Source organism: Gracilibacillus sp. D59, assembly GCF_052246695.1.
In the GTDB taxonomy this organism is placed as follows: domain Bacteria; phylum Bacillota; class Bacilli; order Bacillales; family Amphibacillaceae; genus Gracilibacillus.
This window is the reverse complement of the sequence record NZ_JBQQCK010000002.1, coordinates 376,147-388,853: the sequence shown is the minus strand read 5'-3', so window position 1 is coordinate 388,853 and position 12,707 is coordinate 376,147. Positions and strand designations below refer to the sequence as shown.

Genomic DNA, 12,707 nt, shown 5'->3' with positions numbered 1-12,707 from the left:
AAGAAACACAAAATAATGAATCTATTACTATAACAGACTTGTGCTTTCTTTATGTATCCGCTCTCTTTTTTCTTCTACCAAAACACAAGCGCGATAGGAAAACCATACAATTGGATATAGTGTTAAGGATGATCCCATAAACACTATAAAAATAGGAAATAAATTGTATAAATAATACATTGGTAATAATGTAATCACCATCGCCATAGACTCGATGGGTCGAGCTAAACCTATCAATAATGACTGTTTCAAGTAGTGAAAAGACTTCAGGTCATATCGAATGAAACTCGTATGAAAATGAAATAAACTAATCGTAAACAACACAATTAATATGATAAGAAAACTATGGAAATAAAAGGACTGAATAAATTGCTTAGAGATATGGTAATCTGTATAAAGGAATAATCCTATAGTTCCCCATATCAAGCCAAAACCATTTGCCTTTAAAAAATTCTTCCTGTAAAAATACCAATATTGTCTCATTATTGGTATATCAAAACCTTCTACAAACCATTTATGTATTATATAAACAGTTGCCAACGTTGCTGGGAATAACCCGAAAATACCTAAACCTAGAAAAGTACAAACAAGCCATAGTATATGAAGAAACATAATTTTAGCTAACAAATTACCAAAACTATAAAGAATCTTGAAAAAACCATTTAAATAAGGCACTTTGATACCCCCATCAATTTATTTGTATAAATTTATAATACAGAAAAATACCCCAAAAAGAAAGCCCTTACATTTTATTGTGTTTTTGATCTAAAGGCACCTAGCGTACTTTTCTTCTTATCGCCTATAAAACAAAAATAAGCACGGAAGCTAAACCTCCATGCTATATTGTATTTAATGTATATAACATTTAATCTAAAGATTGATATGTAGAGAAATTTTGTGAAGTCCAGGCTCTTTTGCTGGTCCAATCTTTAGCGTCTTCTTGCCAAAATGGATCACTTTCTTTTAATCCCAGAGGCAGGAATATAAAAGCGCATAGATATAGACTTCCGGTCGATATATATCCTTCCCCGATTTCTGGTTGATGACCTGTAAATCCTATTTTTAACCAACCATATTCATCAAAAACCGCACCGGATGAAAAAGTCCTCTTAATAACAGCCGTCAATGCTGCTCTAACTTGACCTGCAGTTAATTCTGAGGGCAGATCTTGTCGCAGTACCTGATTGGCTAAATGATGAAAAGCACCAAACCGATATGCCAAGGATCGACCAATCGGTGGAAATGTGCCTTCAGGAGAAATCATCCGCTCTTGAATTCGTGCGTATTGAACAGCTCTTTCGCAAATTTTTTCGTATTTATCTGACCAATCACTATATGCTGGTCCCACCGCTTCTACAATATCTAATAACATAGGATGTATCACATAACTATTATAATAGTCAGCATGAAATGATATACCGTCACTATACAAACCATCGCCAACATACCATTGTTCAAACTGATTAAGCGCATAATCAATACGCATTGGATCCCAGTCTTCTTCCCCTACCTTGTATAAAGCTGTTTCAATGATAGCGGAAAATAATAACCAATTAGAGAAATAAGGTTTCCGGCTTCTAGTAGCTTTCCATGCCTTGATCACATTCTGCTTAGTATCATCTCCCAATTCATCCCATAAAGTACGGGGAGCTCTTAATATCGCTTGTGCCAAGAAGGCTGTATCTACAATAGGCTGATCACCTACTGAAAAATTCATATAATCATTTGATTCAGGATTTGTAGCATGATCAATGCACGTTCTTACTCTTTGGGCATATTCTTTTCTGAGCCTTTCCTCCGCTTCATTTTCAGCATTCGATTCTAACCATGGAGCCATTCCATTTATTAATCGAGCAAAAGCTTCTAAATGAGAACATGCTTCCCGCTTACTACCCACTTGTTGTTCAATTGGCATTCTAACCACTAATTGCTCTTTTTCCAGCGCTAAAATTAGGGGATCAGCAATTTCTAGCATTGTTTTTAACCAATAAGATCGATCAATAGTCACTTATTATTCATCCTTTATGTAAAGAGAAGTTTTATTTGCTATTTTTTTCATAGATTGATAAGAGAACCACATCGTTATAAAGGTCAATCCACTTCCTGTAAATACAAATATAATACCAGGGAAATAATAACCGATAAAGAAAAATGCACAGATATTAACCAGAATTAACATCGTATTAAAAGGGGAAACAAGTGCAATAACAAATGCGAAAGTTATATAATCAATAAATTTAGCATTATAATGCACAAATGTCGGGAAAATATAAATGGCAATGATACAGACTAAAAACGCCAAACCAAACAACAAAAACAAGAGTAACAATCGAAACCAATGATCTATTGAATAAACTAGCATAATATTCACATATAGTAAAATAACTAAAAAACTTAAAAAATAGCCAATCAAATTCGCTTTCATAAAATTATTCTTATATTCTAACCAAAATTGCTTGAATAACGAAAAATCCCGATTACCACGAATCCATTTCCTTTCGATAGCCAGCGCAGCCGTCAAAGACGGAAAAACACCCAAAAATAATAAACCTACAATGCTAAAGAACAACCAGAGTATATTCAGATAAGCAAGCCGAGAAATCCATATGGTTGCCTTGTATAAAATCCCTTCATTATACATATTGTGATCATTCCTTTTTAATCTTGCTTTTTTGAGAATGCTACGAAGTAAAGAAGCGATGAAAAAAGGAGGAATAACCTCCTTTTTTCATCTGGCATACTTTTAATTTCTATTTTTCAACCATTGTTCACTCTCTTTTTGTGCTTTTTCCACTGCTTCCGCTGCTGACCTTTCACCTGTTAAAGCTGCTTCTACTTCAGAGGTTAATATAAAACGCGGCTGTGATGAAGCCCATGGATATCTAGGTGTCCAAGGTGTACTCATTGCTTCCAAAGTTGGAGCCATTAGATTTTCCACCTCAGCATAACTATCCCACGTTTCTGCCGCTTGGATCGCTGGCATCCCATTCGCCTCTTCGAAAACATACTTTTGAACGGTTTCACTTGTTGCAAACTTCATCCATTCCCAAGCTAAGTCTTTATTTTCGCTATCCTTAGCCATGGTAATTGGACTACCTGCAAACATACCACCTACACCTTCATCATTTTTAAACTCTTGAGCAATTCCAATGCGGTCGCCAAGACCTTGTGCATATGCTGGCATAATCGTATCACCAGGACCTTGATTAAGCATAATAGCAATATCGTTATTTTGTGTTAACCATTTTTCGTTACCCTGGTTACTTACTAACCCGTCAGGTGCAAATCCTTGCATGTCTAATAACCATTCCAAGCCTTTTTTCATTTCGGGACTATCAAAATTAAATTCAATTTCATCCCAAGCAAACCCTGTTCCCCAGCTACCATTTTGACCTTCCGCAAGATTAATTAAAGTGAAAGCAGAAGACCAATCACCACGGAACCATATTCCATAGTTTTGTTCGCCTGTAACCGGATTTTTACCGGTCATCTGTTTTGCCTTTTCTGCTACCTCTTCCATGGTAGGGTATTCTGAAAGGTATTCAACACCCCACTCATCAAATAATTGCTTGTCATAGGCAATAAAACGAGCATCACCTAAGAAAGGTAAGCCGTAAATTCCCAGCTCATCACTATCAGGACCTAGTGCTTTCCATCCATTCACTTGATTTTCAATAAAAATATCCAAGTTGTAATCTGGATCATTTTCAATATATGGTTCTAGTGGTTCTAATACACCTTGAGCGGCAAAATCCGCAATACCAGGCATTTGATAAACATCCGCTTCACCTGAAGTAATCATTGCTTGTGTCTTTTCTGTATACCCTTCCCAAGGCATGATGATGAATTCAACCGTCGCTCCTGGATGCTGCTTTTCAAACTCGTCCTTAATTCCTTGAAGACCTTTAGTAGTTTCTCCTGTAATTGGATCAGTCGAATCCTCCATATTAAAATCTCCAATTAACTGAACTTTTAATGTTTGACCTTCCCATTCACCTTCTGCCGCACCCTCATTAGTACCTTCGTTAGTTTCTGATCCATCTTTTCCTGTAGTATCATCTGAGCTGCAACCTACTGTAAAAACTGCTACCACTAAGGCAAACAACAGCATTAACCAAAAACTTTTAACTTGTGTCATGTTTCTTACCCCCTAATAGATTTGAAGTTTACTTGCTAAAAACAGAATAACTAACCATCATTCTCCCTTCACTCCACTTAGTGCAATACTTTGTATAATGTACCTTTGCAAGAAAAGATACAGTACTACTATTGGCAATATACTAACAGTGGCTAAAGCCATCGTTAATCCTCCTAAACTTGTTCCATTTTCTAAAGAAAAGCTTGCGAGATATAACGGAACAGTATGAAGATCCTGATTATTTAATACAACCAATGGCCACATGAAATCATTCCAGCTCCAAATAAACGAAAGAATAACCATTGTTGCTGCAATTGGACCTGCAAGTGGTAAATAAACGGTAAAGAATATTCTAAACTCCCCGGCACCATCAATTTGTGCTGCTTCACGAAGAGTTGTCGGTAGCTGATCAAAAAATTGCTTACAAAGAAAGATAAGCATTCCATTAATCACAGTTGGTAAAATTAATGGCCAAAAGGTATTTAACAAGTTAAAACTATTAAATAATGTATATAACGGAATTAACCTCGGTTCCATTGGAATCATTAACGTACACAATACCAACATAAAAAGTATTCTTTTATATTTGAAGTTACCTTTGGAAAAAGCATATCCCGCGAGTAATGATGCAGATACTTGCAAAAAAACGGAACTAGTTGTTACAATGCCGGAGTTAATGTAAGATTTAATCAGTCTTCCATTTTCAAAGACAATTCCATAGTTAAAACCCGATATTGTTTCTGGTATTAACCGAGGTGGGAAAGGCATGGTGATATTAGCTGTTCGGTCAAAACCAACACTTACCATCCAAATAAATGGCATCATCAACAATGTCCCGCAAATTAACAAGATGATAAACTTTACTATATTCGATACTTTTTCACTAGTTTTCTGATCCATATTCTGACCTCCTTCTTTTCAGCCTATAGTTGCATTTTCGAAACTTTCAAATTAATGAAAGTAAATATTAAAATAATCACAAACATAATGTAGGTTGCTGCTGAGGCTATTCCAAATTCAAATCCTGTAAAACCTCTTTCATATATGAAGGCACCCATTGTTTGAATCGATCTGGCTGGACTACCGTTAGGGCCGCCTAATACATAAACCTCATTAAACCGCTGTAAGCCACCAATCCAACCAGTAATAAGTAGAAATGCGAAAGTTCCAGACATGTTAGGAATCGTAATAAATAACCATTGTTGAAGTCCGCTGGCACCATCTATTTTTGCTGCTTCATACATTTCAGGAGAAATCGCCTGTAAATTTGCCAAACAAATAATGATAACAAAACCTATCCAATGCCAAACCGCTAGTAAAATTACTCCCCACTTAGAGGTAGACGGATCAGAAAACCATGTGGAAGTAGGTAAGCCAATTGCATCCAACGCATAGTTTGCTACCCCCATTTCAGGATGCAAGACAAATTGGAAGATCATAGCTGCTGCGACGATTGATGTTACATTTGGTAGAAAATAAACTACTTTAAAGAAATTTTGACCACGTCTGATAGAATTAATTAAAGAAGCAAAAATAAACCCCAGTGGAATAGTTATAAAAATTTGAAAGAACCCAATAAAAAATGTGTTCCATACTGTATTCCAAAAGGTTTTAGATGTTAGTACCAATTGAAAATTGCTTAATCCGATAAATGTTTCAATCGTTCCGTTTGATCTGAAAAAACTTAAACGAAATGATTCCACAATTGGATATACCATAAATAATAAAATACCAATAAAACTTGGTAACAAAAATACATACCATGTTAACGCTGCTTTTCTTTTCTTACTATTGATTGTTTCTACACTGTCATTGATGGTTATCGTATTGTCATTGAGTTGTACCTTACCTTTAGCCATCCCTTCCCCTCCTTGTGAAAGAATCCATTACGTTGTTACCGTTTTCATTCATTGATTAGTGACTGTATCACCAATTCCATCAGTGAGCCTTTCTTCCCCCTTACTGATAGTTAGCGAGAGTTATCCCCTCCCACTCAAAACAGGGATTGCTCACCGCAATAAATCTGTTCTGCCATGGCTTAATGAAAATGATTAATTAACGTGTTACTCAAATTATCTTTTTCATCTCGATGGCGATATTCAGATGGTGTAATTTGATAATGCTTGCGAAATTTCCTACTAAAATGAGAAGCACTTTCAAATCCAGTTTCTAATGCAATATCCAAAATCGACTTCTCCGGATGCATTTCCAGTAAGTATTTTGATCGTAATAATCGGCGTTGCATCATATACTGCATGACTGTTATACCTGTAACATCTTTAAAAATCCGAGACATATAATATTTGCTAATATGCAATTGTTCTGAAATTTCGTCTAATGTTAAATTTTGATGATAATGATAGTCGATCCATGTAATAACTTTATTGACATGCTTCATCTTGTTCGTATTCCCTAGGGGCATGCTTGTCAATTTAGATTTACTTAATTCATAGATGATAAACAATAGTTCAATCAATAATGTCGTAGTTTCCCCTTTCAGCATCCGCTTTTCAACCGATTGTTTCGCAGAATTTTTCAGGTTTAACTGTTTTATATATAATTTTTGTAACAAAGACTGTATCTCTTCAAACTTCCGCAGCTCAATATCACGCAATAATATATTGCCAAGTTGATCAAAAGGAGTTAATATTTCCGGAACATTCAATTGATTAATAATCGATCTCATCCATTCAGGCGAAAATTCAATAACAGTTCTTTCATACGGTTGCCCTTCTGTAGGAGTTGGCCCATGTAAAGCTGATCCGTTCATCACAATAATATCGTTCTCATGTAACTGTATAACATGGTCATTAATCAGATATTTACAATCCCCCTTATGAAACATATAAATTTCAAAATAATCATGCGAGTGAACAAAAAAATCACTTTTACGAAAATTAACATCTATATTTCGGTAATAGAAATATAGATTTTCTATTGATTTATTCATCGTTGTCACTCCTAAAATAATTGTTTAAAAATTTATAACTTCTAACTGCTTCGTCTTCAAAGTCCCTCCATTCACACTCGACCGAAATCCGATGAAAATAGTTTATTTCTTTCAAATAATTCACAAAAGTTTCATATGGATATGTTCCTGTTCCAGGTGCTAGTCGATCTGTATCTGCTACATGAATATGACTGAGTAATGAACCCGTATCAGTAATATGACTCAAAGGTTCTCGTTCTTCATCCATATGGTAGAAATCAGCTAATACCTGTATCGATGGATGATCCACTTTTTCAGCTAACTCCACCGCCTCAGGAACACTATTGATGAGATTACTTTCTTTTTTATTTAAAGGCTCGATTACAATCGTTACACGATGTTTTTCTGCATGCTTTGCTGCCATCTCCAAAAATCGTATGACCTGTTTTTCTGCTTCTGTTTTGGAGAAATGTTCAGGATAGGACCTTGCACCACCACTTCCAAAAACAATCGTATCTGCACCAATCTCTCTCACTCGTGGAATTGCTTTTGATAAGTAAGTTTCGATTGCAGTTTCATCTACATCGTTCCCTGTAACTTTTAAATGACCTGGTAAAAAGACATTACACACTTCTATTGGCAAATGACTAGCTTGATACTTTTCGCGGATTTTTTCATAATCCATATCATTTTCTGGAACAAGAGATACTACCGTACATTCTAGGAAATCAAAACCTGCTGCAGCCACCACATCAACATTTTCGATACTGGTACAACACCCTATTTTCATGCTCTCCTCCTATATTGTTCTAGAATTTATTCCTTTTATAACCTACTCTTTATCCAATCGATATTATATTTTAAGATTTCTTTTGTTTCTTTTTTTGCACTAAAATCTTCTAAACCAATATATCCTTCATAGTTAACCGATTTTAAATCCTCTATCACCTGTACCCAATCGACAATACCTTCATCTACCAGTTCCCAAGCAACTTTCCACTGATGGTCATCCTTTGATGAATCCTTTACCCATTTGGCATTTTTTACATGAACATGTGCTAAATATGGTCCAAGCAGTTCCATACCCATCCGATAATTTTCATACCCTTCATGAACCATATTGCCGGGATCATACAGGACACCTATCGCATTCGGATCCAAGCCTTCTACTAGCCGATAAGCTGCACTGGCACTTGCAGCAATTGTTTGATGGTGTGTCTCTATAAGACCTTGCACACCATACTTTGAACATAGTGTTTCACACTCCTTCAGATAACGCTTACAATTTTCAAAAAGTGTATCAAAATGCTCGGATCGATTATATTTTGGTACACCAAGCCGAATAAAACTCGCCCCAAATGTTTTCGCAACTTTTAATACTTGTTCTGTTTCCGCTAAATCGCCAGTCGTCAAATAAGGAGTAACACTTACTACTTCAATATCATGTCCATCGCTTTTTGCCTTTAATTGTTTTATTTCCTCATCAGAAATAGCAGGAGTAAGGGTACACTTATTATTCCCCCAAAAACTAATGGGTTCCTTAGTTGAATCTGCTGGAATCTCCTTATAGCGCCACTCTACACCATCAAATCCTAGTTGTTTTAACTCAACAACTAACTCTTCTGGTTCCATATCCGGTGTCATTACAGAAAAAACAGATAACTTCATCATAAATCACCCTTAATATATATTTTTTAAGATGCTATTTGCTAAATTTGTATATTAATCATAACACTTCCATTTCCATCCTTCTGTAATCTGATTGATTGCTTTTTGTCTGAAATTGCTTTTTTTAAGCTCAATCAAACAAGCTATTTCTTTTCTATTGTTGATACCCATAGGGATATAGAGGGTTTTTATTTTTTATTGAAACTAAATATAGAACAATTTCAAACAAGTCAAATTTCAACCAATCAAAATAATCTATTTGTTTATGTATCTTCACCGGAAATAGAGCTAGACTATTTATAAGAAAAGATCGAAAATTGGAAGGGACATGATTGGATTGAAGAAAGTAACAATCATTGGAGGAGCTGGAACAGTTGGTGACATTCTGTTTGAAGGATTACATCATAGCTATGATGTTCTAGTGTTGGATAAAAATATAGAAGGTCGTACAAAAACTCATCAGTATGTCGATGCTACGAATTTAGAGGAGCTCGCCTCTGCAATTCCTAAAGAAACAGATGTTATCATAAACTTGTTAAGAATGGATACATCTCAGGCAATTGAGCGAGCAGAAGTGTTTGATCAAATGACAGATGTTTTCTTCAAAGCGACTTATTATATTATGTTAATTGCCAAGGAATACCGTATACCTAAGGTCATCTTTGCCAGTAGTAATCATGTTACAGATTATTATGAGGAAAATGGTTACTCCAAATTACAACGTGAAATCACAACGAATGATTATCCATATCCTAAGGGATTATATGGTGTGTTGAAAATTGCATCGGAACAAGCTGGCTTTATCTTTTCCCTGAATTCCGATTTATCTATTATTAATATCAGGATTGGCTCTGTTCCAGGCAATAAGGAAATAGAGGCTTTAAAACATAATGATCGTTTACTACGAACCTTGCTATCAAGAGAAGATCTTGTTGAGCTTTTTTCGGCTGCAATCGAAGCTAACGTGAAATTTGGTACATATTATGGGGTATCCAACAATACTAACAAACCGTGGGATATTTCCAATGCCATAGAAGATCTGAAGTACTCTCCTATAAAAAATACAGATGAAATAGCTAAAGAATAATATTGTTATCCTTTTAACTGTTTTACCTCTTCCCCTTCTGTGATGCGTTTTTACTCTTGTTTTTTTCGAGTATATAATACATGAGAAATCGAAAAATTATGTGGAGAAGAATATAAATAGGAAATGAGTAAATCGACTTCCAATAAAATGTTTTATAAATTTCCATTTTGGTTAAAATAGGTTCTGTTATAAATGCAGCCAATATAGCAATGCCAACATTAGCAAGGATAAAATGCTTCCATTTAGGGAAATAGTAATAAGCAATCATATAAGCTACGGGAACAAAAGAAAAATTATACGGATTCAACCCTCTGTTTAATTGTGTTAGTTGGTATGAATAAGCCCATGCTCCTGAATTAATTCCTATTTAATCTAATTGACTGGTTAATAAACCTAATGAAAGACCGTAAGATAAAACCTCGGCTTTCTTGTCCTTTGGAATCACCTTGTACCAAATTATCCACGGAATAATAAATACTAAAAGTAAAAGCCACCACTGCCATGTAAATAAATCATGTTCTATCCAATATTGTTTCCTATAATCAGCTAACTTGTACTGTAAATCTAAGATTTCTTCAAAAGATGGATAACTCATAGTCGTCCTCTATATCGGCTCTGGCAACTTATTGTTCCTTCGACTCCTGTTTTATAATTTTATCTTGCCATCTTTGATAAATATAAATGATAACAGCTAACACAATCATGATGATAAATATGCCAAACTGCCCCATACTTTTAAGTTCATAGATCCCTAAGAATATTAATAATCGGAGAGCAACAAAAGCATGAAAGGCATCTATGGCTACATTAGAAAGGAGATAAATCAAAAAAGACTTACTAAAAGTAAAATGAAAAATCCATATAGTACCCACTAAAAATACACCATATGTTAAAGGGAAACTGGTGATATATCCCCATGGCACAATGTTCTCGTGCACAATCCACCACTCAAAAACGTAACCCATTTCAAAAACTATAGTCACTAAAAGAGAAGCAAATATAGCAACAGGCATAAACCGCTTTAACGAATGTTTGTTAATAAAAAACAACGATATCCACGGTATAATAATCATCAGCCATAGAATAATTTCAGCCATTAATACACCTCCTTTTTCATCATAGCTTTTGAAATTCTGGTGAATTTATACCTATACCATTGCTTTAATAAGAAAAGCGCAGAGCGCCCGTTTAGAAACGTAGCGAATTCAGAATCAACTGAGATAAAGGAATCACGGTGAGGTTACGAACCGATGATGACTTTCGCCCAAGGGCATAAGGGCGACTATGCCTCTGGGTATCACCAATCGGCAAGTCTTCTTTATCGTAGGGCGATTCGTGAAGTCGCCTAGTTTTTGGGCGATCGGAGCTAGACATCCGCGCAAATTTTATACTTTCTTGTCTTGTAAGAAAAACCGGGAGATCCCAAAAAAAATTAAAATATTACTTGACAGGAATATTCCTGATATGGAATAATCAAATTAACAACTAGATGATACATTAATTGAAGAATTCGGAGGTGGTATTCTTAATGCAACGATTTACAGATTTATAAAAAATACGTATGTTAGGAGAGAATTCATCATGAACGTACAAACATTTAGTGCGCTGGCAGAACCTAACCGGCTAGCTATCATCGATCTTCTCCTTGACGCTTCTCTTCCGGTAGGAGAGATTGCTGAGAAGCTAGACCTAAACCAGCCCCAAACTTCAAAGCACCTTCGCGTGTTGAGCGAAGCTGGTCTTGTCGAAGTGCAGCCGATAGCTAATCGTCGAATATATAAACTAAGACCAGAACCACTTCAAGAGTTAGATGAGTGGCTAGACTCCTACCGGCGAACCTGGGAAAATCGGATGGATCGGTTGGACGATTATCTCAATGTATTACAAGGGAAAAAACCACTGAATTGATGATTACTAAAGATAATCACTTGCTGTACAGGAAAAAATAGTAAACGGAAAACGGAGAAAATTTATTCAACTGGATGGAGGAATTAGAATGATTACAAACGAAATAAAATCTAGAGTAGAGAGCGATCATGTGTTAGTACTGGAGCGTATGTTCGATGCACCGCGCAATCTAGTCTTCGAAATGTTTAAAGAAGCTGAGCACCTCAAGCATTGGTGGGGACCTAACGGCTGGGAACTGCCAGTTTGCCACATTGATTTCCGACCAGGTGGTACGTGGCATTTCTGTATGAAATGTATGGACCAAAATCAAGGAGAATACTACGGTATGGAGTCCTGGGGAAAAGTTGTTTACAAGGATATAATCGAGCCAGAGATGATTACTTACACTGATTACTTCTCAGATGCAGATGGAAATATCAACGAAACAATGCCTTCATCTGAGATCACTTTGGAATTCATCGATATGGATGGCATGACGAAGCTAGTTAACCGAGCTGAATATGTATCTGCCGAAGCACTCAATTCGGTTATGGATATGGGTATGTTAGAAGGCATTACCGAAACTTGGAACCGTTTGGAAAAGCGTCTGAACAATGTCAAATAATGATATATTAACTCTGCAAAGTATCATTCATAATTAAGAGGAGGTCATATCAATGACCAACCAAAAATTAGTCCCCCATTTGTGGTTTAATCAGGAAGCAAAGGAAGCTATCAAGAAGAAATTGATTACTACTGGGAAAAGCTTTCCTCCGATCCAAAGGCAGAACAATGTGGTTGGTTGAAGGATAAGTACGGTGTCTCTTGGCAAGTTTGGCCAAAGACCATAGGGGAAATGATGGCCAACGCGACAACCGAACAAATGGAACATTTCTTCAAATAAAAAAATTAATAGAAGCTTATCAAGGTTAATAAAGTCATAATAAGTTTTTCTAACCATCAGCGGGGATAGATTCCCCCACTGATGGTTGTTTCAC

The 12,707-nt window shown here is 35.8% G+C and carries 17 protein-coding genes; 5 read left to right on the top strand and 12 right to left on the bottom strand.

Annotated elements, in window-relative coordinates; genetic code table 11:
* Positions 1-27 precede the first annotated feature (27 nt).
* From ACTWP4_RS05120 to ACTWP4_RS05080, 9 genes are all read right to left on the bottom strand, one after another.
* Positions 28-675, bottom strand: a complete 648-nt coding sequence (locus ACTWP4_RS05120) for a YesL family protein (protein WP_443127681.1) — start codon at positions 673-675, stop codon at positions 28-30.
* A 190-nt stretch (positions 676-865) separates the two neighbouring features.
* Complete coding sequence (locus ACTWP4_RS05115) at positions 866-2,008, bottom strand: DUF2264 domain-containing protein (protein WP_443127680.1); 1,143 nt, start codon at positions 2,006-2,008, stop codon at positions 866-868.
* Positions 2,009-2,011: 3 nt separating this feature from the next.
* Positions 2,012-2,641 (bottom strand): YesL family protein, encoded by a 630-nt coding sequence (locus tag ACTWP4_RS05110; protein ID WP_443127679.1) that lies wholly within the window; start codon positions 2,639-2,641, stop codon positions 2,012-2,014.
* A 102-nt stretch (positions 2,642-2,743) separates the two neighbouring features.
* The gene (locus tag ACTWP4_RS05105) at positions 2,744-4,138 is read right to left on the bottom strand and encodes an extracellular solute-binding protein (RefSeq protein ID WP_443127678.1); all 1,395 of its coding nucleotides are present in this window, start codon (positions 4,136-4,138) and stop codon (positions 2,744-2,746) included.
* A gap of 57 nt (positions 4,139-4,195) precedes the next feature.
* Positions 4,196-5,038: a carbohydrate ABC transporter permease gene (locus ACTWP4_RS05100; RefSeq protein ID WP_443127677.1), complete on the bottom strand. Its 843-nt coding sequence runs from the start codon at positions 5,036-5,038 to the stop codon at positions 4,196-4,198.
* Between the two features lie 23 nt (positions 5,039-5,061).
* The gene (locus tag ACTWP4_RS05095) at positions 5,062-5,997 is read right to left on the bottom strand and encodes a carbohydrate ABC transporter permease (RefSeq protein ID WP_443127676.1); all 936 of its coding nucleotides are present in this window, start codon (positions 5,995-5,997) and stop codon (positions 5,062-5,064) included.
* A 179-nt stretch (positions 5,998-6,176) separates the two neighbouring features.
* Positions 6,177-7,088: an AraC family transcriptional regulator gene (locus ACTWP4_RS05090; protein WP_443127675.1), complete on the bottom strand. Its 912-nt coding sequence runs from the start codon at positions 7,086-7,088 to the stop codon at positions 6,177-6,179.
* Positions 7,081-7,857, bottom strand: coding sequence for a sugar phosphate isomerase/epimerase family protein (locus ACTWP4_RS05085; protein ID WP_443127674.1), 777 nt, complete (start codon positions 7,855-7,857; stop codon positions 7,081-7,083). The genes ACTWP4_RS05090 and ACTWP4_RS05085 overlap by 8 nt, the downstream gene beginning before the upstream one ends.
* A gap of 35 nt (positions 7,858-7,892) precedes the next feature.
* Complete coding sequence (locus ACTWP4_RS05080) at positions 7,893-8,735, bottom strand: sugar phosphate isomerase/epimerase family protein (RefSeq protein ID WP_443127673.1); 843 nt, start codon at positions 8,733-8,735, stop codon at positions 7,893-7,895.
* Positions 8,736-9,063: 328 nt separating this feature from the next.
* On the opposite strand from ACTWP4_RS05080, the gene ACTWP4_RS05075 reads away from it, so the two are divergent.
* On the top strand, positions 9,064-9,822 hold the full coding sequence (locus tag ACTWP4_RS05075) for an NAD-dependent epimerase/dehydratase family protein (RefSeq protein ID WP_443127672.1): 759 nt from the start codon (positions 9,064-9,066) through the stop codon (positions 9,820-9,822).
* A gap of 22 nt (positions 9,823-9,844) precedes the next feature.
* Here the strand turns inward: ACTWP4_RS05075 and ACTWP4_RS05070 are convergent, their stop codons facing one another.
* From ACTWP4_RS05070 to ACTWP4_RS05060, 3 genes are read right to left on the bottom strand one after another with little or no spacing between them, the layout of a single operon-like run.
* A complete protein-coding gene (locus ACTWP4_RS05070) occupies positions 9,845-10,183 on the bottom strand; it encodes a hypothetical protein (protein ID WP_443127932.1) in 339 nt (112 codons plus the stop codon).
* 6 nt (positions 10,184-10,189) lie between these two features.
* Entirely contained in the window at positions 10,190-10,417 is a 228-nt protein-coding gene (locus ACTWP4_RS05065) for a hypothetical protein (protein WP_443127671.1), read from the bottom strand.
* A gap of 28 nt (positions 10,418-10,445) precedes the next feature.
* Positions 10,446-10,919, bottom strand: coding sequence for a hypothetical protein (locus tag ACTWP4_RS05060; protein WP_443127670.1), 474 nt, complete (start codon positions 10,917-10,919; stop codon positions 10,446-10,448).
* A 484-nt stretch (positions 10,920-11,403) separates the two neighbouring features.
* Between ACTWP4_RS05060 and ACTWP4_RS05055 the strand changes: the two genes are divergently transcribed.
* The 4 genes from ACTWP4_RS05055 (at position 11,404) to ACTWP4_RS05040 (ending at position 12,613) form a co-directional block, all read left to right on the top strand.
* Positions 11,404-11,730: an ArsR/SmtB family transcription factor gene (locus ACTWP4_RS05055; RefSeq protein WP_443127669.1), complete on the top strand. Its 327-nt coding sequence runs from the start codon at positions 11,404-11,406 to the stop codon at positions 11,728-11,730.
* A gap of 88 nt (positions 11,731-11,818) precedes the next feature.
* Complete coding sequence (locus ACTWP4_RS05050) at positions 11,819-12,334, top strand: SRPBCC domain-containing protein (RefSeq protein ID WP_443127668.1); 516 nt, start codon at positions 11,819-11,821, stop codon at positions 12,332-12,334.
* 52 nt (positions 12,335-12,386) lie between these two features.
* Positions 12,387-12,515, top strand: coding sequence for a hypothetical protein (locus ACTWP4_RS05045; RefSeq protein ID WP_443127667.1), 129 nt, complete (start codon positions 12,387-12,389; stop codon positions 12,513-12,515).
* Positions 12,455-12,613: a VOC family protein gene (locus tag ACTWP4_RS05040; RefSeq protein ID WP_443127931.1), complete on the top strand. Its 159-nt coding sequence runs from the start codon at positions 12,455-12,457 to the stop codon at positions 12,611-12,613. The genes ACTWP4_RS05045 and ACTWP4_RS05040 overlap by 61 nt, the downstream gene beginning before the upstream one ends.
* Positions 12,614-12,707: the final 94 nt, after the last annotated feature.